The sequence below is a fragment of the Limnohabitans sp. TEGF005 genome (genome assembly GCF_055394835.1).
The window spans coordinates 1,463,765-1,485,123 of record NZ_AP029226.1 but is presented as its reverse complement, the minus strand read 5'-3'; the positions used below and the strand labels follow the sequence as shown (position 1 = coordinate 1,485,123).

The following is a 21,359-nucleotide window of genomic DNA, read 5'->3' as shown; positions in this document are numbered from 1 at the left end:
GATATTGTTAATATTTTTAAATTTGGCATGTTGAATATGCAGCAGTCCCTGCCTGCGGCATGGGCCATGGGCCATGCGTGTGGCCTGGACGGTCTGATCGGTGGACCGGGCCACTGCCGTTAAAGCTGAAGGCCCAGATTGAACTGGCGCACACCCAGTTCGTCCATTTGCCGTTGTTCATAACGTTGCACGTCCTTGGCCACCGCTTTGGCGTCTTGGTCGGCCAGTGATTGCATCTTGTGCAGCTCGATTTCGGCTTGCACGCGCTTTTTGCGCGTTTGCGTCAAGGTGGCCTGCGCTTTGCCCAAGTCGACCACCACGCGTTGCTGCAAAGTGAGCAGTTGCGCCATGAACTGACGGTGGTTCATGCTCGCTTGCATGCCCATCACGGTGGCGTTGCTCTGGGTTTCTTGCAGGCGGTATTCGTCGTAGAGGTTGCACAGGCGCTGGTGGCTGGCTTGCAGCTGCTCAACGCGGGCCACGGCCTGGGCGATTTCGGTTTGCACCTCGTTCACCGTGTCCTGGGCTTTGCGAACCAGTACGGGCCAGCAGTTTCGGGCTTGTCGCATCAGTGGCTTTCTGGGGGGGGCTTAGCTGTTCATCAATGCCTGGACGTCGCGGCGCGTGGTGGCAGCGTCCTGGCCGGTGTGCATGTCTTGTTGTAAAAAATGTTCCATCGCCGAGCGCAAGCGGATGGCTTGGTCCAGGTCCGGGTTGCTTCCGGCTTCGTAGGCACCCACCTGGATCAAGTCCTGGTTTTGCTGGTACAGCGACCACAGCCGCCTGAAGCGGTTGGCCAGTTTTTGGTCTTCTGGCGACAGCAGGTTTTGCATCACCCGTGAGATCGAGCCGTTCAGGTCAATCGCAGGGTAGTGCGCGGCATCGGCCAGCTTGCGCGACAGCATGACCTGGCCATCGAGCGAGGCGCGTGCGATGTCCACGATCGGGTCGTTGGCGTCATCGCCTTCGGCCAGCACGGTGTAGATGGCGGTGATTGAGCCCACGCCATGGCGGCCCACGCCTGCCCGCTCAATCAGGTTAGGCAGCAAGGCAAACACCGACGGCGGGTAGCCCTTGGCGGTGGGCGGCTCACCCACGGCAAGGCCGATTTCGCGCTGGGCATGGGCCACGCGGGTCAGGCTGTCCACCAGCATCAAGACGTTTTTGCCCTGATCGCGAAAGTACTCGGCGATCACATGCGTCATGTGCGTGGCTTTCAGGCGCAGCACGGGCGATTCATTGGCGGGGGCGGCAATCAGCACCGACTTGGCCAGACCCACAAGCCCCAGGGATTCTTCGATAAAGGCCTGCACTTCACGGCCACGCTCGCCAATCAGGCCAATGACCACGACATCGGCTTCTGTAAAACGCGTCATCATGCCCAGCAGCACGCTTTTGCCCACGCCAGAGCCAGCGACCAGGCCCAGGCGCTGCCCGCGCCCGATGGTTAGCATGCCGTTGATGGCTTTCACGCCCACGTCCAGAATGTCCCGAATCGGGCCGCGCTCCATCGGGTTGATGGGTCGCCCTTGCAAGCTCAAGATGTCGGTGCACTCCGGTGCCGGTTTGCCGTCCAGGGGTTGGCCCCGACCGTCCAGCACGCGCCCCAACAGCGCCGGCCCCAATGCCACCTGCGAGGTGTGGCTGATGACGCTGACCTTGGCACCCGGGCCAATGCCTTGAGGCTCGGTGAAGGGCAGAAGGTACAGCGTTTCGTCGTTGAATCCGACCACTTCGGCCTCGACGCGGTGGCCAAACTGGCCCAGCACCTCGCAGCAAGCGCCCAGTGGGGCCATCAAGCCGCGTGTCTCCAGGCGCATGCCCACCAAGCGCACCAGGGTGCCGCTGCGTTGTGGGTCTGGCGTGCGAAGTTCGCCGACCAGTTGGCTGACTTCGGCGTCAAAATTCATCATGGGGTGTCGTCATCGGCGGGCGATGCTGGCTGAGAAGAGGTTTTCATTTCGGTGTCTTCAACATCGATCACCTGGCGGTTCCAGTCGCGGCTGGGCGTGTCAGCGGGCATGGCTTCGGCCTGGTCTTTGACCAACGAGGACTGTTGCATCCAGGCTTCGGGCTGGGCCAACAGACGCCGGGCCAGCGGTTCGAGCCGGTGTTCAATCAGGTCTTGCACCACGGTGTCGTTGACGCGAACGCGCACGCTGCCTGGGCGCAACTGGGCATCGGCCTCCAGTTGCAGGTGTTGGGTGGCCGACTCGCCCATGGCTTTGAGGCGCTGCAGGTCTTCGGGGTTGACGCTCACGTTGACCGACTCGGGCGGGTGGTCCAGCTGCTGAACGCAGGCCTGAATGAGGTTGCTCACGGCCTGACCAGACAGTTGCAGTTCGGCCCGCACCAATTGCTCGGCCACATGCAGGGCCAGGCGCTTGAGGGGCTCAAAAAACCGCTGCGGGTCTTGTCCGATGCTGCGCAACTCAATGCCCAGGTGGCGAATGAGTTCACGTTCTTTGGCGCGTTCGGCATCGTGCTCGGTGCGCATTTGCGCCTGACCTTCGAGAAATCCTTTTTCAAAGGCTTCGTCGCGCAACTGAGCGAGTTCGGCCTCGCTCCAGGGTGAGGGGGCCAAACCGTCTTCGGCAGGCAACAGGTCGTCGCCATGGGCAGCGGCCTCGGCATCGCCTGGCGTGGCCAGATCGGCATCGGGCGGGGCGTTCAGCAAGCCATCGGTCGGCTCTGCCTTTGGGGCCATTCGCCAAGGCCCAAAGGATTGAGCCGAAGCCTCGTCCCATTGGGTGCGCAAAAAGTGGGGTGCCTGCACCTTGCTGTTGAGCAAGGGGTTGGTGCTCCAGTCGCTGGCGGTGGGCGCTTGCGGCGTGTCAAACGAAGCCATCGCCGCCTCCCGCCAACACCAGCTCGCCCGCATCGGACAGCTTGCGTGCCAGACGCATGACGTTCTTTTGCGCTTCTTCCACTTCGGTGATGCGCAAGGGGCCTTTGGATTCCATGTCGTCGACAAACATGACGCGTGCACGTGCCGACATGTTGTCCAGGAATTTGTCTTTGACGTAGTCCGGGGCACCCTTGAGGGCCAGCATGAGCAGGTCGGGCTCTGCGGTGCGCATGATGGCCTGAATGCCCCGGTTGTCCACGCTCACCAGGTTTTCGAAGGTGAACATGTTGTCCTGAATGCGCTGCATCAAATCGCCGTCGATCTGCGACAGACCGGACATGATGGACGATTCGAGTTCGACCTTGACCGAGTTCATGATCTGGGCCGCGGCCTTGATGCCGCCGAAGCTGGACGATTTGGACGAGGAGTTCGTGGCGAACTGCTTCATCATGATTTGCTCCAGCTCTTCCATGGCAGACGGTTGCACCGTCTCCAGGCTGGCAATGCGCTGGATGATTTCGGGGCGAGATTCGCCGGGCAAGAAGTTCAACACGTCAGCGGCCACGGTGTACTCCAGCACCGACAAGATGATGGCCACCACCTGGGGGTGTTCACCCCGGATCATTTCGGCAATCGAGCGGGCATCCATCCATTTCAGGATCTCCAGGCCCTTGCTGCCCTGGCCCGGCATGATGCGGCTGAGCACCGAGGCCGCTTTGTCGTCGCCCAAAGCGCGCTTGAGCACTTTTTCGACATAGTCGCCTGTGCCCAGGCCCAGGCTGGTTTGCTTTTTCAGCATGGTGACGAACTCGTCAAGCACGATGTTCACGGCTTCTTGCGACAAGTCGGACACCGACACCATGGCCGCACCCAAAGATTGGACCTCTTTGGGGCTCATGAAGCGAATGATTTCAGAGGCCTGCTGTTCACCCAGCAACAGCATCAACACCGCAGCACGTTGGGTGCCCGTCAGCTCGGCCAGCTCCTTGGCCAATTCTTCGGTCATCGCGACCGCCAAATTGGCCGCAGGCGCTGCAGGGGCGTCCTTGCCATCTTTGACGTCTTTGTCATCGGGTTTTTTGGTGGCCATGGTCGTTGTTCCTTGTTGTTCTTTTTCAGTTGACCTTGATCATGCCCTTGAGCACGTTGGCCACGCGGCCCGAGTCTTCGGCCACCAGCATGCGGATGAGGGCCACTTTGTCGTCGTAAGTGTTGGCGGTGTCCAACATGTCCATCGAGATGCTCGACTTCTTGGGCTTGAGCTTGGCCTTGATCTCTTGCAGGCTGTCGCCTTCGCCGATCTGGATCATGCGCATGTCGTCTTCGCTCAGTTCGCCATCGCTCAGCGCGGCCTTGGCCTGTTGCTCTTCGGCGGCATGGTTGGCGTACACGTTACGCATGATGGGTCGGATCACGATCAACATGAACACGATGAAACTGATGGCGAGCAAGCCACTCTTGATGCCTGTTTGCACGGCATCTTCCAGGTACCAAGGAATGGTTTCCAAAGTGGCTGTGGGTTCGAACTTGGCTGGCACCACCGACACGTTATCGCCGCGTTGCTGGTCAAAACCCACTACGCCACGAACCACTTGCAGCATTTGTTCGAGCTCTTGCGGTGTGAAGGCCACCGAGGTCGGGGCATTGGGCACCACGGGTGCGTCTTTGGCAGGTGGTGGAGCAGGGCGTTCATTGACCACCACGGCCACGCTCACCTTCATGATGCCGCCCGTTGCATTGCGCACATGGCGCACGGTGCGGTCGAGCTCAAAGTTGCGTGTGGACCGGCTGCTGAGTTTGCTGCCCGATTCGCTTTGGCCTTTGTTGCCATCGACCTGGGTGTTGTTGGTGGTGGTGGGATCGGCGGGGGGCGTGTTGGCCAAAGAGCCCGGAACGCCCTCAGCGGCGCGGCTGGCGGCACGGTCTTCGGCCAGCACTTCGGAGCGGGTGCGGGGGCCTTTGTCGCGGTTGTCAAAGTCTTCGGTGGTGCTTTCGATCTGGGTGAAGTCCAACGACAGGTTCACCTGCGAGCGCACATTGGCCTCGCCCACCATGGGCGACAGGATTTCCATGATGCGGGTGCGGTACACCTCTTCAAGGTGTTGTTTGTGTTGCTCTTGTGCAGAGGTCAGGCCCAGCTTTTGTTCGGTTGCCGATTCGGTCATCAGCTTGCCCACGTTGTCGACCACGGTCACATGGTCTGGCGCCAGGTACGGCACGCTTGAAGACACCAGGTGCACGATGGCCTGCACTTGCGAGGCCGACACGGCGCGGCCCGGATAAGGCGCCAGCACCACCGAGGCTTTGGGTGGCGTGCGGTCACGCACAAACACGCTTTGCTTGGGTGTGGCCAAGTGCACGCGGGCACTTTGCACACTGCCAATTTGCATGATGCTTCGGGCCAACTCTTGCTCCATGGCCGCATTGACCTTGACCTGTTCCATGAACTGGCTGGTGGTCATGGACGATTGTTCTTTCAGACCGTCAAGGCCTGTGGCACCGGCTTTGGGCAAGCCTTGCGAGGCCAGAAAAATCCGGGCTTCGTGAAAGCGCGGGCTGGGCACGGTCAGCTGTCCTGTGGTGGGGTCAATCTTGGGGCTGAAATCAGCGGCCTTGAGCGATTCGTAGGCTTTTTGCTGGTCGGCCTCTTGCAGGCCAGGCATCACGGGGCGGTAAGGGGTGACGTTCATCCAGGCATAGATCAGACCAAAAACCACCAGCACCACCAACATGACGATCAGGGGCAAGACCCGGCGCACAGAAGGCTGGTTGATGACTTTGGCGAATGAATCTGAAAACCCTTTGGTGTGCCAGGGGCTCAGGCTGTTGCTGGCTGCGGCGTCTTTTTCTGGCGCACCGGGGACGGTGGCGACCGCGGTGTTGCCTGGGATGGTGGCCGGGGTGTTGGCAGCCGCTGGGGGCGCTGTCATCATGCCGGGGTTCATTGTTGCGATTGCTGCAGCCATGTTTGTTCTTCTTCAGTTCAGGGGGGTCAGACAGGCATGTTCAAAATGTCTTCGTAGGCTTTGAGCACTTTGTTGCGGACCTGCAAGGTCGCCTCAAAAGCCAATGAAGATTTCTGCATGCCCAAGACCACATCGGTCAAGGCCATGTCTTCGCCCCGGTCAAAGGCTTCGCGCATGTCCGATGCTTGGACTTGCAGTTGGTTGACTTGGCCGAGCGCACCCGTGACCAATTCAGAAAAACCTGTTTTTTGAACACCGCCCGTAGCGCCCGCACCGCCGGTCAAATCACCGATGCCGGACATGCCCCCTGTTTTGCCCGAAGCTTCGCTCTGGTGGCTGCGCAGGGTTTGCAGCATCGACTGGATGCTGGCTGGAGAAATGGCTTTGTCGATCATGCGTGTCTCCTTCAGTAAGCGGCGCTGGCCATGCCCAGACCGTGCTCACGCAACTGGGCCAGTTTGTAGCGCAGGGTGCGTGGGCTGATGCCCAGGCGTTTGGCCGCTTCTGTTTTGCTGGGGGTGTTGGCCAACGTGGCCATGATCACTTGGTGTTCGTTGATGCGAGCTGCGCTGTTCAGGTTGGTGGGCAGGGTGCTTCCTTCGTCAGAGGGGGCACTTGCACCGAACTCACTGCTTTGTGCGGTCTCTGTCATGAATGGCGCGACAGCGCGGGGTGCCTCTGCATCGGCCATTACGGGTGTCGGGCTGGGTGCTGGCACGTTTGTGCAGCTGGTCAACCAGTCGTCAAACATCAGGTGGGCCGGTGTGACTTGGTGGTCGGAGCACAGCACCATGGCGCGGCGCATCACATTTTCCAGCTCGCGCACATTGCCGGGCCAGGGGTATTGCAGCAACAGGCTTTGGGCCTGCGGGTTCAGCTGCCAGGGTTTTTTGTCGTGTTGCAGCAAGCACTGCATGGCCAGTGGCACGATGTCGCCAGGGCGCTCGGCCAGTGGCAGCAAACGCATGCGGAAGGTGGCAATGCGGTAATACAAGTCTTCGCGAAACTCACGCTCGGCAATGGCTTTTTTCAGGTCTTTGTTGGTGGCGGCCACGATGCGCACATTCAGCTGAATGAGGTTTTGACCACCCAGGCGGGTAAGTTGGCGCTCTTGCAGCACGCGCAGCAACTTGCTTTGCAGGTGCATGGGCATTTCGCCAATTTCATCCAGAAACAAGGTGCCGCCCTGGGCTTGTTCAAACAAACCCTTTTGCTCACGGTGGGCCCCTGTGAAGGCGCCTTTTTCGTGACCAAACAATATGTCTTCGATCAGGTTTTCCGGCATGGCCGCACAGTTCAGCGCGACAAACGGACCTTGGGCACGGCCAGAGGCTTCGTGCAGCACACGGGCCAACACTTCTTTGCCCGAGCCGGTGGGGCCGACCAGCAGTGCGGTCACATCGGCTTGGGCCACTTTTTGGGCCAATGCCAACAGGTGCTGGCTGGCGGGGTCCACAAACACCACGTTGCGCACGGGCTGGTGTGTCTTTTGGCTGGCCGCCGGGTTGAGTTGGGTCAGCAGACGCAGCCAAGAGGCCGGGCGCACGTCTTGCGCGGCCAGCACCGTCAGGGCACCGGCTTGGGTGGCTTCTACGGCCAGGTCCAGTTCTTGGCGGTCCACGCGGCAAACCACCGGTGTGCTCAAGCCTGCGTCCTGCAAGAGTTGTTGAACGGCTTTGAGTCGGGTCACGTCGAGCGTGAGGTGCAAGACCACCATGGCCGCATCGGCGGCGTGGGCCAGCAAATTGTCCAGCGTGGTCACTGGCATCACGGCCCAGCCACTGACCTGCAAGGCTTGGCTGTGCTCGGGGCTCAGGGCTCTTTCGGGGTCCAGCCAAATGGCCAGAGGGGTGGATGCGATGGGTGACTTCACGGCGTTGGCCTCATGTTCTGATGAGACTAACTAAGCAACCCTTGTGCCAACTGATTTTGTTATTTCTAAAGGTTTAAAAAATCAAAAAAGGAACACTTAAATATTGGCAAGTCTATTGGTAAATTGACACCGGCTTGACGAAAGATTGACAGCGGTTTGGGGCGGCTTAAGTGCGCTGCGAGTGCCTGTGCATCAACGCGGTGTTGCCGGGGTTTTGGCATGAAACACCCGGCAAAACTGCCCGTCTACCCGCAGCACTTCCAGAGATGGCAGCAGACGAGACTGAAACCCCATGCCTCGGCAGGCATATGGTGCCGAGGGGATGTGGGTGATCGCGAAATGTTGGCATTGCCAGCAGTTCGGGCCGCGTTGCTGAGGATGGGTGGGGGAGGTCATTCAGTCGCGCAGCAATTCCAGCGCAGCCTGCCGATTGAGGTTGGCCTGCGCTTGAATGGCCAATTGGGGCATTGAGCCCAAGTGTTGCAGGGCAAGCTGGCTGTGCGCTTGGGCGCACATGGCCATCAAAAACTGACGGGTGATTTCAGCGGTGTGTGGGGCAAGCGGATGCATTGGTTTTTCGGTGACGGCGTTCAAGTTCAAGGCTTCAAGCCAGGCCAACGACTGTGCAGGGGGGCGAGACACCCTGTCAGAAAATCGTCGACCATTCGGCATGCGGGCGATCAACTCAGATTGAGCAAAAGCTGTGCCAAAACAGGAAAAATTGAACGAAAAAAAACCTGCAAACCGTGACGGTTTGCAGGTCTGCGCAGAGCGCTGAAATGCTTAGCCTTGCAGCAACTTCAGCACCGATTGGGGTTGCTGGTTGGCCTGCGCCAGCATGGCAGTGGCCGCTTGCGAGATGATCTGCGTGCGTGCCAACTCGCTGCTGGCCTTGGCGTAATCGGCATCCATGATGCGGCTGCGCGACTCGGAGGTGTTCAGCGACACGTTGGCCAAGTTGTCGACCGCGTAATTCAGGCGGTTGATCACCGCACCCAAGCCGGCACGCTCGGTGTTGACGCGGTTGATGGCCACGTCCAATTGGTTCAGAGACGTGTTTGCGTCTGTGTTGTTCAGAATCGTCAGAGCCCGCAGATTGGTCAAAGCGCCGTTGTCTTTGGTCAGGGTGATGCTGGACGCCGTTGAGAAGCCCGTCCCGGCTGTTGCGGCCGTGAATGTTAAAACATTGCCTGTCCGTGTCACCCCAGCAGTGCCCATGGGGGTGTCCGCTGCGGTCAGCAACTTTGCCGCAATGCTGGCAAGGTTGGTTGCGTTGTCAGCGCTTGCCAAATCAGCGGCCAATACGGTGTAAGTCTTGGTTTCACCGCCAGCGGTGAACGAAATCACGTCATCTGCCATGTAAATTCCGCTAAGTGTCAGCGTCGAAACTTGGGCTTGTGCTGCGACCGCAGGAGGGCCTGTCACCGCAACAACGTTGGGTGTTGTGATGGCGAACGCTGCCAGCCCTGGATCAGCACGGTAGCCCATGTCTGAAATCGTGTGCGTGATGATTTGGCCGTTGTTAGCGCCGACCTGAAACTCAAATTTGCCAATCGTGCCATCGTCGTTGGTGGTTGAGCCGTTCAGAAAAGCCATACCGTTCCACTCGGTGGTGTCGGTGATGCGGTTGATTTCTGTTTTGAGTTGTTGAAACTCAAGGTCCAAATAGCCACGGTCAACAGCTGTGTAGGTGTCGTTGGACGACTGAACGGCCAACTCACGCATGCGCTGCAGCATGTTGGTCATCTCGATCATCGCGCCTTCAGTGGTCTGCAACATCGACACCGCATCGTTGCCGTTGCGCACGGCTTGGTCCAAACCGGTGATTTGTGCAGTCATGCGCGACGAAATCGCCAGGCCGGCTGCGTCATCTTTGGCCGAGTTGATGCGCTTTCCGGTGGAAAGCTGTTGCATGGCATCGGCCAGATCACGGTTGTTTTTGACCATCGCGTTTTGCGAGACCAATGACTTGATGTTGGTGTTGATAACAGACATGGCGGTGACTCTCTAGGTGAGTTTCAGATAAGGGGTTGAGCAGTGCCGACTCGGTGAGTCTTCAGTGCAGTTGGGTTGAAGCCGCAACGGGCATCTGCTCGGAGACCAGTTCTTGCAGCGACAAAAACTCGTCACGCAAAATGTCGTCTTCAGGGTAGGCCGCAATGGCTTTTTTGGCCATCAGCAGCGCTTTGCCGGGTTCGCACTGGCAGCGCAGTACGCGAATCAGGTGGCGCCAAGTAAAGGGCGTGGTGTGTTGACCTTGTTGGGTCATCAACTGGGTCAGCAGCTGTTCGGCTGTGGTCCAGTCACGTTTGATTTCGGCCAGCAGGGCGCTGATGGCCAAAATGTCTTCGCTCTCGGGATAGAGGCTCAAGCCCGCCGCAGACAAAGCGTCGGCCAGCTCAATGTGGTTGCTGCCGACCAAATCGGCCATGGTCTGGCGAATTTCTGCCGCTGAGAATCGGGACACTTCGCGCATGGTCAAAAATTGGCCAGACACGGACTGCGACAACATGGCTTGCAAGAGTGTGGACATCACGGGCTCCAATGACGGTGTCAAAAAAGTTTCGGTGACAAGGGGTCAAAACCGAAGATGCAACCATTCAAGCAATCCCTGTGCCAGCTTTTCTTTAGCCCTGAACGCGCTTTTTTTGCTAAATATTTGGAAAAAACCCGCGGGAATCTGGTTTTTTAAAGGTGAGGGTGTCGAAATCCCGTGCCACTGTTGGATTTGGCAAGCTTTGAGCCATCCCGTGTGGCAAAGCTTTGCCGCTATTGGTTTAAGTGGTGTTTCAGCATCCTGTGCACTTGCAGGCGTAAAAAAGCGGCCAAGCCCTGATGGGTTTGGCCGCCGAAGGATGCTGTCTTTAGGCCCTAAGAGCCTGCGATGCTCAGGCGCGCTTTAAGCCACCTTGAGCGCTGGCGCGATGCCCACGCGTTGCAATGCGCTGAACGCTTCTTGTAGCTCGGGGTGTTTGGGGTGTGTGGCCAAGCCTTGAGCTGCGGCTGTCATGGCGCGGGCATCGTCGCCCATACAGCGCAGCACGCGCACCCACTGGCCCCAAGTTACAGCCTGAGCGGCGTGGCCTTGCAGGGCTATCAACTTTTCCAGTGCCGTGCTGGCGGCCGGCCAGTCTTGTCGCACTTGGGTGACCAAAGCGCGAATGACCAAAATGTCTTCACTTTGCGGAAACCGTTGCATGGCCTCATGCGAGAGCGCATCGGCCTCGGTCAAGCGGTTTTGGCCCACCAGGTCGGCAATGGATTGCCGGATTTTGGTCGGGCTCAGCTCTTGGGTCGCACTTGTCAGCAGGGCGGAATAAGAAGTTTTGGCCAAAAAGGCGGGTGCGGCGTGCAGCATAGGGCTCCTTGGAGGAAAGTATGTCGGCAAAAAATGGCCTCCACACCTTTTCGCAGCAAAGAACATGCCAAAGCCTTTTGAGGCTTAACTGAGCAACGCCAGTACGTAATACGGCTGTTGGTTGGCTTGGGTCAGCATGGCCGAGCCAGCTTGATCTAGGATCATGGTTCTCGCCAGATCTGCTGTGGCCTGAGCGTAATCGGTGTCCATGATGCGGCTGTAGGATTCACCCACGTTTTGCGATACCTGCATGGCGTTGTCACCGGCATGCACAAGCCGGTTCATGGCCGCACCCCAAGTGGCTCGGGCGGTGCTGATTTGGTTGATCGCATCGTCGATGGAGGTTAGCGCGGTGTCTGCGTTGGCACCCGTGTTAACCGCGCGAGCGGTGGTCAGGGGTTGCGCAGCCAGGTCGAAATCCGCATAGGTCACGGCAACGCCGTCGTTTGCCGCGGCACCTACATGGTATGTAGCGACACCACTGTTATTGCCCAAACTGCCGTCCAACAAGTAGATGCCGTTCCAAGTTGTGTTGGCCACGGTATCCCTGATCTGCGCTTCGAGTTGTTGAAATTCGCTGTCAAGCGCTGTGCGATCGCTGCTGTTGTTGGTATCGTTGAGCGCCTGCACCGCCAACTCTTTCATTCGGTACAACATGTCTTGAATACCGCCGGCAGCGCCATCTGCTGTTTGCATCATGGAAATCCCGTCATTGGTATTGCGTACTGCCATGTTCAAGCTTTGAACTTGTGTGGCCAGTTTTACACTGATGGCTGTACCTGCTGCATCGTCAGACGCTGAATTTAGCCGTTTCCCGGTGGACAACTGCGCAGTAGCAATGCTCATGGCTCGGTTATTCAATCCGATGGCTTTTTGAGCGGCCAGCGCACTGGTGTTGGTATTCACAATAGACATGGACAGGCTCCCGTCATGAAACGTCGAAGGGCAGCTTTGTGATCTTTGAAACCGAAAGCCATGAGCCTTCAGTAAAAAGAGCCTGGTTCAAACTGAACCAGGCTCTGATCAAAGATCAATCAACGCAGGAGCGAGAGAACAGACTGAGGTGCCTGGTTCGCTTGTGCCAACATCGCAGTAGCCGCTTGCGAAATGATCTGCGTACGTGCCAGCTCGGTGGTGGTTTGTGCGTAATCAGTATCCAAAACTTGACTACGTGAAGCTGTTGTGTTTTGCGATACGTTGGCCAAATTATCTGCAGCGTAGGTTAGGGTGTTAATACCCGCACCGAGAGTTGCACGTTGGCTGTTCATGGCATCCAAGGCGGTATCGATAGCTGTGATCGCTAAGTTAGCGTTTGTTGAGTCTGTAATATCAGTGCCATCAAGGTCAGCTAGTTCGCCGGCCGTGCTCATATCACCGATAGCAACAGTAATAGCCTGGTCAGCGTTTGCACCGACTTGGAATACATAAGAACCATCGGCTCCTGTACCGCCTGTTGCATCAAGTGCGTTTTCACCGTTCCACTGTGTCGCACCACCGATTCGATCGATCTCGGTCAACAATGACTGATATTCAGTATCGAGGTAGCCTTTCTGGTCAGCACTAACTGTGTCGTTGGCTGATTGGACTGCAATTTCACGCATACGTTGCATCATGTTTGTTTGTTCAACCATCGCGCCTTCTGCAACAGGCCATATCCAGAACAACGCCATCGAAGACAAGTCCAAAGCGCTGGCCCGTGCCGGTCGCATTGTGGTGGGTTTGCAAGGGGCGCTGGATTTTGAGCGCGGTGGTGAATTGGCTCAAAACCTGAATGAGCTGTATGCGTACGTCACGCGCAGGCTGTTTCACATCAATGCCTACAACGACCTGGCCGCCTTGGAAGAAGTCAAAACTTTGATCAAGGACATTTCCCAAGCTTGGCAGACCCTGCCCAGCTTGCTGACCGATACCAGCCGCAAAACACATTACGCGAACTGAAACAGGTTGCGATCCTTGTTGGTCTGCCCGACAGGGATCGAACCTGTGACCCACAGCTTAGAAGGCTGTTGCTCTATCCAACTGAGCTACGGGCAGAATCTGGAAACACAAAAGGCCCTTACGGGCCTTTTTTGTTCAAAGTAGCAGGGTGGATTTTTCAGAATCTACCCATGTCTTTGTTTTTGAATTGCCTGAATACATTCAGGTGAATGGTCGGAGCGGCGGGATTCGAACTCGCGACCCTCTGCTCCCAAAGCAGATGCGCTACCAGGCTGCGCTACGCTCCGACAAGCGATATTCTAACCCTCAAACAGCCCTTTCTTGACGACGTCGTTAAAAAAGTCGCATTGGATTCACATTCAAGTCGTCTTTTTCATATGCAAGGCCGTCAACGTGAGCGGGGACGGTGTTGCCACCCCCAAACGGCGTGCTTTTGCAGACCATTTGGAGGGGCTGCAAAGCGTCAGCTGCCGCGAGTGATGGGCATGTCCACCTCACCAGGCAAGGCCAGTTGTTTCGCCAACTCGAGCTTGGCCAAAGAGTTGCGGTGCACTTCGTCCGGACCGTCGGCCAGCCGCAGCGTGCGCTGGTGGGCATAGGCATAAGCCAGCGGGAAGTCTTGCGACACGCCGCCGCCGCCGTGGGCCTGGATGGCCCAGTCAATGATTTGACAAGCCATTTGAGGCGCAACGATCTTGATCATGGCGATTTCGGCTTTGGCGACCTTGTTGCCCACGGTGTCCATCATGTAAGCCGCCTTGAGCGTCAACAAGCGGGCCTGCTCGATCATGCAGCGCGACTCTGCGACACGTTCTTGCCACACGGTCTGACGCGCCACTTCGCGGCCAAAGGCGACCCGTGTGTTCAGACGGTGACACATCAATTCCAACGCACGCTCTGCAATGCCGATGGTGCGCATGCAGTGGTGAATGCGGCCAGGACCCAAGCGGCCTTGTGCGATCTCGAAGCCACGGCCTTCGCCCAGCAAAATATTCTCGGCTGGAACGCGGACGTCTTTGAGCAAGACTTCCATGTGGCCATGCGGCGCATCGTCGTAGCCAAAGACCGACAGCGCGCGGACCACCGTGATGCCGGGGGCGTTAGCGGGCACCACAATCATGGATTGCTGCTCGTGGCGGCCTGCATCGGGGTTGGTTTTGCCCATCACGATGTACACAGCGCAACGCGGATCACCGGCACCGGACGACCACCATTTGCGGCCATTGATAACGTAGTCGTTGCCATCGCGGCGGATCTCGCATTCGATGTTGGTGGCGTCGGACGAGGCCACATCGGGCTCGGTCATCAAAAACGCCGATCGGATTTCACCGCGAAGCAGGGGTTCCAGCCATTCGTCTTTCAGGTTTTCGCTGGCGTAACGCTCCAGCGTTTCCATGTTGCCGGTATCAGGGGCTGAGCAGTTGAAGATTTCTGCGGCAAAGGGCACACGACCCATGATCTCGCAAAGCGGGGCGTATTCGAGGTTGGACAAACCTTGCGGTGCGCGTGTGGACTTGGGCAGGAACAAGTTCCACAGGCCCGCAGCCTTGGCTTTGGGCTTGAGCTCTTCGACAATTTGGGTCGGAACCCAGGCGTTGCCTTTGGCGCGGTTTTCGGCAATCTCCGCGAAGAAGCGAGCCTCGTTCAGGTAAATGTGCTCGTCCATGAAGGCCAGCAAGCGGGCTTGCATGTCTTTGACCTTGGGGGTGTATTCAAAATCCATGGTCTATCTCCTAGGGTTGGGATTCGGCTTGATCAAAAAGGTTCAGGCTTTGCTGGCAAAACGCCACGCCAACTCGGCCATGGGCCTGGCGCCTGCGCCCGATGTTTTGGCTTGGTCGCTGGAGGCAGTGCCGTCTTCGACGCGTTTGGCAATGCCTTGCAAGATGGCCGCGATGCGGAACATGTTGTAGGCGAGGTAAAAATTCCAGTCTTTGGCCAGCGCTTCAGGCGTCGTGAACCCCGTGCGATCGCAATAGCGGCGGATGTATTCGGCTTCTGAAGGGATGCCCAGCGCGGCCAGATCGAGCCCGCCGATGCCCCTGAACGTACCCGGGCTGATGTGCCAGGCCATGCAGTGGTAGCTGAAATCAGCCAAGGGGTGGCCCAGTGTGGACAACTCCCAGTCGAGCACGGCCAAAACGCGGGCTTCGCTCGGATGGAACATCAGGTTGTCCAGTCGGTAGTCGCCATGCACGATGCTCACCAGCGAATCGTCTTGGGCACTGGCCGGGATGTTTTGGGGCAGCCATTCGATCAGCTGGTCCATTTCGGGGATGGGCTGGGTGATGGATGCGGCGTACTGCTTGCTCCAACGGCCAATCTGGCGCGCGATGTAATTGCCCGGTTTGCCGTAGCTGCTCAGACCTTGTTTGGCGAAATCAACCTTGTGCAGTGCCGCCAGCACGCGGTTCATCTCGTCGTAGATGGCAGCGCGTTCGGCCTGGCTCATGCCCGGCAGGGATTGGTCCCACAGCACGCGGCCTTGCACGAATTCCATGACATAAAAAGCCCGGCCAATCACCGATTCGTCGTCGCAAAGCACGTGCATCTCGGCCACCGGCACATCGGTGCCATGCAGGCCCTTCATGACGGCGAACTCCCGTTCAATGGCGTGTGCCGAAGGCAGCAATTTGGCCACCGGGCCGGGTTTGGCCCGCATCACGTATTGACGCGCTGGGGTGATGAGTTTGTAGGTTGGATTGGATTGGCCGCCCTTGAACATCTCCACGCTCAAGGGGCCCGCAAAACCGGGGAGTCTGGCACTGAGCCAGGTTTCCAACGCCAGGATGTCAAAGGCGTGCGTGCCCGAGACAGGTCGGGTCCCCACGAAATGGTCAAAAGCACTCATGGGGTACCTGTGTCCGCTGAGTTCAGCGGTGATGGGTTAAAAAAAGAGCGTGTCAGTGATCCGCGTTCACGATGGCCAGCAAGGCGTCGCGGTCCAGTACCACCAAACCACCGGGTTCGATGCGGATGATCAGCTCGCGCTCCATTTGCTTGAGCTCCTGGTTCACGCGTTGGCGCGAGGCACCCAGCAACTGCGCTAATTCCTCTTGCGCCAGTTGCAAACTGATGCGCACGGCTTTGGCGTCCGACAAACTCGGCACCCCATAACTGCGCAACAAGTGGTTGAGCTGTTTGGCCAACCGCGCACGCAAGGGCAGGGTGTTGAGGTCTTCCACCAAACCATACAGCTGGCGAATGCGGCGTGACTGTAGTCGCAACATGGCTTCGTAAAACTCGACGTGCTGTGACAGGATTTTTTTGAAGTCGGCTTTGGCCACATTCAGTGTGGTGGTGTCGCCGTGCGCATAGCAATCGTGTGTGCGACGGTCTCCGTCGAAGATCGACACATCGCCAAACCAGATGCCGGGCTCCACATACGTCAGCGTGATCTGCTTGCCCGACACCGAGGTCGAGCTCACGCGCACTGCGCCCTTGGCGCAGGCAATCCACTGCTCGGGTGGATCGCCCCGTGCAGCGAGCATGTCGCCGTCTTTGTGACGTTTGACGTAAGCGCATCGAAGTATGTCGTGACGAAGTGAAGGTGAAAGGCTTGAGAACCAGCGACCACTGTTGATCGCTTCTCTTTCCTCCATTGTCAGAATCGGTTCGTCCATGCTCTGTCCTTTGAGTGACTGGTGTTCGGTTTTTTGTCGCCTGGGGGACCAGGCGGCTTTATTCGTATTGGGGTTTTTGCTTGTTCAAAAACGCCGCAATGCCAATGCCGGCATTGTTGTGATGCAGGTTTTTGACAAATTGGTCACGTTCACGCGCCAACTGTGCATTCAGGGTGCTGCCGTCGGCATCGGACAACAATTCCTTGATGCTGGCCAATGCATTGGGGGCGCGGGCATTGAGTTGTTCGCACAGCTGCAAAGCCTGCTGCAGCGATTGGCCAGCATCGGCCAAGCGGTTGACCACGCCCAGTTGCTGCAGGCGCTCGGCACCGATGCGTTCGCCGCACATGAGCAACTCGGTGGCCAACTGGCGCGGCACAGCGCGTGACAGGCTCCAGCTGCCGCCACCGTCAGGGGACAGTGCAATGCCGCTGTAGGCCATCACAAACACGCTGTTGCGGGCCGCGACGATCATGTCGCAAGCCAGTGCCAGAGAAAAGCCGGCACCCGCCGCAGGCCCTTCGACCGCCGCGATGACCGGCTTGGGGAATGTGCGAATCGCTTCGATCCAGTTGTGCAGGCCTTCAATGCTTTGCGCTTGGTGCTCAGGCGGCAGTTGGCGGTTGTTTTGCAGTCGCTGCAAATTGCCGCCTGCGCTGAAGATGCCGTTGGCCCCGGTAATGACCACGCTGCGCACATCGGGGTTGGACTCGGCCACGCTCAGGGCTTCCACCCCAGCGGCGTACATCTCTGGCCCGAGCGCGTTGCGAAATTCGGGGTTGCTGAGCGTCAGGATCAGGGTTTGACCTTCGCTGGTGCCGATCAGTTGTGCAGTCATTTTTTTTAATCAGTTGGGGACAGAGCTAAAGATCTGTCCCTCAAATTCATCAGATCGGGACAGAGCCAAAGATCTGTCCCTCAAATTCATCAGATCGGGACAGAGCTAAAGATCTGTCCCTCAAAGTCGTCATTCTTCGGTGTGCATCAGAGACAAGCCGATCGCACCACGGCGGCGCAGCCAAGGGCTGGGGCGATAACGGGTGTCGCCATAAACGGTTTGCAAGTTGAACAACACCTCGAGGATGCTGTCTGGCCCCAGTCGGTTGCCCATGGCCAATGGGCCCATGGGGTAAGCCAATCCCAAGGTCACAGCGGTTTCCAGATCTTGTGGTGTGCAGATGCGCTGCTGGCAAATGTCAGAGGCGATGTTGACGATGGTGGCCACCACACGTTGGGTGACAAAACCACCGCTGTCGCGGATCACCGAGACCGCTTTGCCATCGCGGGCAAACAGGGCGTGAGCCGCGTCGCGCATGTCGGTGCGTGTGGCGGGGTTCGTGGCCAAGACACGGCGCTTGGTGGCGGCGTCGTCGAACAGCATGTCGATGCCCACTGTGCGGGCCGGGTCCAGGCGCTCGACCACGGCCACGGTGGTGATGTCAAAGCCCAACGGTGCAACGATGGTCAGTGCATCGGGCGATGGAGATGCGCCGGTTTCGACTGTGGCACCCAGATTCTTGAGCAGCTGGAGAAGTTCCATGCGGCGGGCCGCGCGGGGCGAGACCCACACGGGCGGGATGTTGTCGACCACGGGCACGGGGGGCTCAGCGGGCACTTGCGCCACGCCGTCCACGTATTTGTAGAAGCCTTCGCCGACCTTTTTGCCCACCACACCACCGGCCAGACGCTGGGCGGTGATGACGTTCGGGCGGTAGCGCGGCTCTTCGTAATATTGGTGGTAAATGGCCTCAATGACATGGTGTGACACATCCAGGGCGGTCAGATCAAACAGCTCGAACGGGCCGAGTTTGAAGCCGACCTGGTCGCGCAGGATGCGGTCAATCGTTGCGAAATCGGCAATGCCTTCGCTCACGATGCGCAGCGCTTCGGTGCTGTAGCCACGACCTGCGTGGTTGACGATGAAGCCGGGCGTGTCTTGTGCCTGCACAGGGGTGTGGCCCATCTGGCGTGCAAAGTCCGACAAGCGCTGGCAGACAGCGGGGTCGGTTTTGAGGCCGGCGATCACTTCGACCACCTTCATCAGTGGCACAGGGTTGAAAAAGTGGTAACCCGCAAACTGGCCTGGGCGTTGCAGTGCTGCGGCAATCGCGGTGACTGACAACGACGATGTGTTGGTCACCAGCACGGCTGTGGGAGCCAGTATTTTTTCGAGCTCGGTGAACAGGCTTTTCTTGATGTCGAGCTTCTCTACGATGGCTTCAACCACCAATTCGCACCCGGCCAGGTCTTGCATGCTGCTTGCGCCCAGCAAACGGCTTTTGTGAACTGCGACGGCTTCGGCCGTCAGTCTGCCTTTCTCTTGCAACTTGTCCCATTGCTGGAAAACGGCATCGCGTGCTTTCTGAATGGCGTCGGCTTGGGTGTCGTAAAGCCAGACTTGACTGCCTGCTTGTGCGGCGATTTGGGCGATGCCCCGGCCCATGGCGCCGGCACCGATGATGGCAACTTTGGAGAATGCGAGAGTCATGGTTGTAAAAGTAAATCGAAGATTGAAATAACAGGGCGCGCTTAACGGCGAACTTGCAAGGCGCCTGGGTTGACGATGTTGGTCGGAGTGCCCTTGATGAAGTTCACCACGTTGTCGAACGCCGTGCCGAAATACAACTCATAGCTGTCTTTTTCGACGTAGCCAATGTGAGGTGTACAAATGCAGTTTTCCAGGCGCAGCAAGGCGGAGCCTTGCAAAATGGGTTCGGATTCGAAGACATCGATCGCAGCCAAACCGGGTCGGCCCCGATTCAAGGCCCCGATCAAGGCATTGGGCTCGATCAATTCGGCGCGGGACGTGTTTACAAACAGGGCCGATGGCTTCATTCGGCCCAAATCTTCGCCTTTGACGATGCCTTGAGTGGTTTCGTTGAAGCGCAGATGCAAAGACAACACATCGGCTTCTTCAAAAAATGAAGCGCGACTGCTTGCGGCACGGTAGCCGTTTTGGATGGCTTTGGTGCGCGACTCGTCGCTGCCCCAGACCATCACATCCATGCCAAACGCCTTGCCGTAGCCGGCCACCAATTGACCAATTTTTCCGTAACCCCAGATGCCCAGAGTTCTGCCTTTGAGGACTGTGCCTAAGCCAAAGTTGGCAGGCATTGAGCCCGCTTTAAGGCCCGATTGCTGCCATGCACCATGTTTGAGGTTGCCAATGTACTGTGGCAAACGCCGCGTAGCAGCCATGATCAAGGCCCAGGTCAGTTCAGCCGGTGCCACGGGTGAGCCGACACCTTCGGCTACGGCCACACCGCGTTCTGTGCAAGCCGCCAGATCGACGTGACCGCCCAAACGACCTGTCTGGGCAATCAATTTCAAGCGCGGTAGTTTTTCAATCACGGCACGCGTCAGTTGGGTGCGCTCGCGGATCAGCACGATGATGTCGGCGTCTTTCAGTCGCACAGACAATTGGCCTATGCCTTTAACCGTGTTGGTATAGACCTTGGCTGGAAAATTTTCGAGTTTGACCGCGCAGTCGAGTTTGCGCACCGCATCTTGGTAGTCGTCAAGGATCACAATGTTCATCCCTACATTGTGCCCTGACGAGGCGGCCCGGTTCAGTCGCCGGGGGCTGCTCTTTGGGTTAAGCGCTGGCTTGTGCTGCTTCGATGGCCGCTAAGCGGTCCAATTCAGCGCAGACATCGGCCATGCGCCCGGAAATCACCATCCGACCGGCCCCTTTGACACGTTGATCACTCTCTGCAACCCGCAAGACACGCAAGGCAGGAACAGCAGCAGTGGCCGGGAATCGGTGTGGATGGGCTGAGGTTTTGAGGGCCTGGGGCGTGCAAGCCGGTCTGCGCGAGGTCCAGACGGGCCTCAAGTAAGCGTTTCCGCGCTGGGGCTTGGCCACCGAAGGTGTGGCCCGGTTGAAATTGGAGAAGCCTTGAAAAAGACCTGAAAGAGCAAGCAGAGCGATTCCCATGTGAAACCTTTAAAAAGCATGGAGGTTGGACACAGGCAGGATTGCTGAAGAGCCTGTTGCTTCAGGGCTGACAGAACCATCTCGTCAGCGCCCGCCACCTGGAGCAACAAGCCAGTGCTTTACATCAAAAGCGTGTTGCGGATGAGTCCTACAGCCAGGCCTTCGATGTCAAAAGGCTCCTCGGGGTTCACCACAATGGTTTGGTAATCGGGGTTTTCGGGCAGCAATTCGATGCCGGTGGCGGTCTTGCGCAGGCGTTTGACGGTGACTTCGTCGCCCAGTCTGGCCACAACGATCTGGCCATTTCGGACTTCTTTGGTCGATTTCACGGCCAACAAATCGCCGTCCATGATGCCTGCGTCGCGCATGGACATGCCCCGAACCCGCAAAAGGTAGTCGGGTTGTTCGGAAAACAGCGTGCTTTCCAATTGGTATGTTCGGTCAACATGCTCTTGCGCCAAAATAGGCGAGCCTGCGGCCACGCGGCCGATCAATGGCAAACTCAATTGGCCCAAGCCGGGCAGGGTGAGGCTGAACAGGTCTGATGGGGCGCGCAGGTGATTGCGGTTGCTGCCTTTCAGGCGAATACCGCGCGAGGTGCCGCTGACCAGTTCGATGGCCCCTTTGCGGGCCAGGGCCTTGAGGTGTTCTTCTGCTGCATTGGCCGACTTGAAGCCCAGCACGCTGGCGATTTCGGCACGCGTGGGTGGCGCACCGGTGTTGGCAATGGTGTTCTGGATCAGTTCCAGAATTTCCTGTTGCCGGGCGGTGAGTTTGGGGCTGTCGGTCATGGCGGTCTCCTTGTGGGGACTGGTT

22 protein-coding genes and 2 tRNA genes are annotated in these 21,359 nt (G+C 58.2%); 1 reads left to right on the top strand and 23 read right to left on the bottom strand.

Annotated elements, in window-relative coordinates; translation table 11 throughout:
- Positions 1-119: 119 nt before the first annotated feature.
- From ACZ5RG_RS07150 to ACZ5RG_RS07090, 13 genes are all read right to left on the bottom strand, one after another.
- Positions 120-569 carry a flagellar FliJ family protein gene (locus ACZ5RG_RS07150; protein WP_464448143.1) on the bottom strand — a complete coding sequence of 150 codons (450 nt, stop codon included), beginning with the start codon at positions 567-569 and terminating at the stop codon, positions 120-122.
- A gap of 21 nt (positions 570-590) precedes the next feature.
- Positions 591-1,913 (bottom strand): FliI/YscN family ATPase, encoded by a 1,323-nt coding sequence (locus ACZ5RG_RS07145; protein ID WP_464448142.1) that lies wholly within the window; start codon positions 1,911-1,913, stop codon positions 591-593.
- Positions 1,910-2,848 (bottom strand): FliH/SctL family protein, encoded by a 939-nt coding sequence (locus ACZ5RG_RS07140; RefSeq protein WP_464448141.1) that lies wholly within the window; start codon positions 2,846-2,848, stop codon positions 1,910-1,912. Before ACZ5RG_RS07140 ends, ACZ5RG_RS07145 begins: the two co-directional genes overlap by 4 nt.
- A complete protein-coding gene (gene fliG / locus ACZ5RG_RS07135; protein WP_464448140.1) occupies positions 2,835-3,938 on the bottom strand; it encodes a flagellar motor switch protein FliG in 1,104 nt (367 codons plus the stop codon). Before fliG ends, ACZ5RG_RS07140 begins: the two co-directional genes overlap by 14 nt.
- A gap of 25 nt (positions 3,939-3,963) precedes the next feature.
- A complete protein-coding gene (gene fliF / locus ACZ5RG_RS07130) occupies positions 3,964-5,814 on the bottom strand; it encodes a flagellar basal-body MS-ring/collar protein FliF (protein WP_464448139.1) in 1,851 nt (616 codons plus the stop codon).
- 26 nt (positions 5,815-5,840) lie between these two features.
- Positions 5,841-6,209 carry a flagellar hook-basal body complex protein FliE gene (gene fliE, locus ACZ5RG_RS07125; RefSeq protein WP_464448138.1) on the bottom strand — a complete coding sequence of 123 codons (369 nt, stop codon included), beginning with the start codon at positions 6,207-6,209 and terminating at the stop codon, positions 5,841-5,843.
- Between the two features lie 11 nt (positions 6,210-6,220).
- Positions 6,221-7,687, bottom strand: coding sequence for a sigma-54 interaction domain-containing protein (locus ACZ5RG_RS07120; RefSeq protein WP_464448137.1), 1,467 nt, complete (start codon positions 7,685-7,687; stop codon positions 6,221-6,223).
- A gap of 396 nt (positions 7,688-8,083) precedes the next feature.
- Positions 8,084-8,281, bottom strand: coding sequence for a hypothetical protein (locus ACZ5RG_RS07115; protein ID WP_464448136.1), 198 nt, complete (start codon positions 8,279-8,281; stop codon positions 8,084-8,086).
- Positions 8,282-8,470: 189 nt separating this feature from the next.
- Positions 8,471-9,682, bottom strand: coding sequence for a flagellin N-terminal helical domain-containing protein (locus ACZ5RG_RS07110; protein ID WP_464448135.1), 1,212 nt, complete (start codon positions 9,680-9,682; stop codon positions 8,471-8,473).
- A 61-nt stretch (positions 9,683-9,743) separates the two neighbouring features.
- Positions 9,744-10,220 carry a hypothetical protein gene (locus tag ACZ5RG_RS07105; RefSeq protein ID WP_464448134.1) on the bottom strand — a complete coding sequence of 159 codons (477 nt, stop codon included), beginning with the start codon at positions 10,218-10,220 and terminating at the stop codon, positions 9,744-9,746.
- Between the two features lie 366 nt (positions 10,221-10,586).
- On the bottom strand, positions 10,587-11,045 hold the full coding sequence (locus ACZ5RG_RS07100; protein ID WP_464448133.1) for a hypothetical protein: 459 nt from the start codon (positions 11,043-11,045) through the stop codon (positions 10,587-10,589).
- An 84-nt stretch (positions 11,046-11,129) separates the two neighbouring features.
- Complete coding sequence (locus tag ACZ5RG_RS07095; protein ID WP_464448132.1) at positions 11,130-11,960, bottom strand: flagellin; 831 nt, start codon at positions 11,958-11,960, stop codon at positions 11,130-11,132.
- 119 nt (positions 11,961-12,079) lie between these two features.
- Positions 12,080-12,655 (bottom strand): flagellin, encoded by a 576-nt coding sequence (locus ACZ5RG_RS07090; RefSeq protein WP_464448131.1) that lies wholly within the window; start codon positions 12,653-12,655, stop codon positions 12,080-12,082.
- Between the two features lies 1 nt (position 12,656).
- On the opposite strand from ACZ5RG_RS07090, the gene fliS reads away from it, so the two are divergent.
- Complete coding sequence (fliS, locus tag ACZ5RG_RS07085) at positions 12,657-12,983, top strand: flagellar export chaperone FliS (RefSeq protein WP_464448130.1); 327 nt, start codon at positions 12,657-12,659, stop codon at positions 12,981-12,983.
- A 19-nt stretch (positions 12,984-13,002) separates the two neighbouring features.
- Here the strand turns inward: fliS and ACZ5RG_RS07080 are convergent.
- The 10 genes from ACZ5RG_RS07080 to lexA all read right to left on the bottom strand — a co-directional run bounded on the left by ACZ5RG_RS07080 (position 13,003) and on the right by lexA (position 21,334).
- Positions 13,003-13,079 (bottom strand) — tRNA-Arg (locus tag ACZ5RG_RS07080).
- Positions 13,080-13,193: 114 nt separating this feature from the next.
- A tRNA-Pro gene (locus ACZ5RG_RS07075) sits at positions 13,194-13,270 on the bottom strand.
- Positions 13,271-13,446: 176 nt separating this feature from the next.
- Positions 13,447-14,706 (bottom strand): acyl-CoA dehydrogenase family protein, encoded by a 1,260-nt coding sequence (locus tag ACZ5RG_RS07070; protein ID WP_464448129.1) that lies wholly within the window; start codon positions 14,704-14,706, stop codon positions 13,447-13,449.
- Between the two features lie 42 nt (positions 14,707-14,748).
- Positions 14,749-15,834, bottom strand: coding sequence for a phosphotransferase (locus tag ACZ5RG_RS07065; protein ID WP_464448128.1), 1,086 nt, complete (start codon positions 15,832-15,834; stop codon positions 14,749-14,751).
- Between the two features lie 52 nt (positions 15,835-15,886).
- Positions 15,887-16,606 carry a Crp/Fnr family transcriptional regulator gene (locus ACZ5RG_RS07060; protein WP_026036857.1) on the bottom strand — a complete coding sequence of 240 codons (720 nt, stop codon included), beginning with the start codon at positions 16,604-16,606 and terminating at the stop codon, positions 15,887-15,889.
- A gap of 58 nt (positions 16,607-16,664) precedes the next feature.
- Complete coding sequence (locus tag ACZ5RG_RS07055) at positions 16,665-17,444, bottom strand: oxepin-CoA hydrolase, alternative type (protein WP_464448127.1); 780 nt, start codon at positions 17,442-17,444, stop codon at positions 16,665-16,667.
- Positions 17,445-17,573: 129 nt separating this feature from the next.
- Positions 17,574-19,094: a 3-hydroxyacyl-CoA dehydrogenase gene (locus ACZ5RG_RS07050; RefSeq protein WP_464448126.1), complete on the bottom strand. Its 1,521-nt coding sequence runs from the start codon at positions 19,092-19,094 to the stop codon at positions 17,574-17,576.
- Positions 19,095-19,135: 41 nt separating this feature from the next.
- Complete coding sequence (locus ACZ5RG_RS07045; RefSeq protein WP_298597625.1) at positions 19,136-20,143, bottom strand: D-2-hydroxyacid dehydrogenase family protein; 1,008 nt, start codon at positions 20,141-20,143, stop codon at positions 19,136-19,138.
- Between the two features lie 58 nt (positions 20,144-20,201).
- Positions 20,202-20,543, bottom strand: coding sequence for a hypothetical protein (locus ACZ5RG_RS07040; protein ID WP_315137241.1), 342 nt, complete (start codon positions 20,541-20,543; stop codon positions 20,202-20,204).
- A 119-nt stretch (positions 20,544-20,662) separates the two neighbouring features.
- Positions 20,663-21,334 carry a transcriptional repressor LexA gene (gene lexA, locus ACZ5RG_RS07035; RefSeq protein WP_298597620.1) on the bottom strand — a complete coding sequence of 224 codons (672 nt, stop codon included), beginning with the start codon at positions 21,332-21,334 and terminating at the stop codon, positions 20,663-20,665.
- Between the last annotated feature and the right edge of the window lie 25 nt (positions 21,335-21,359).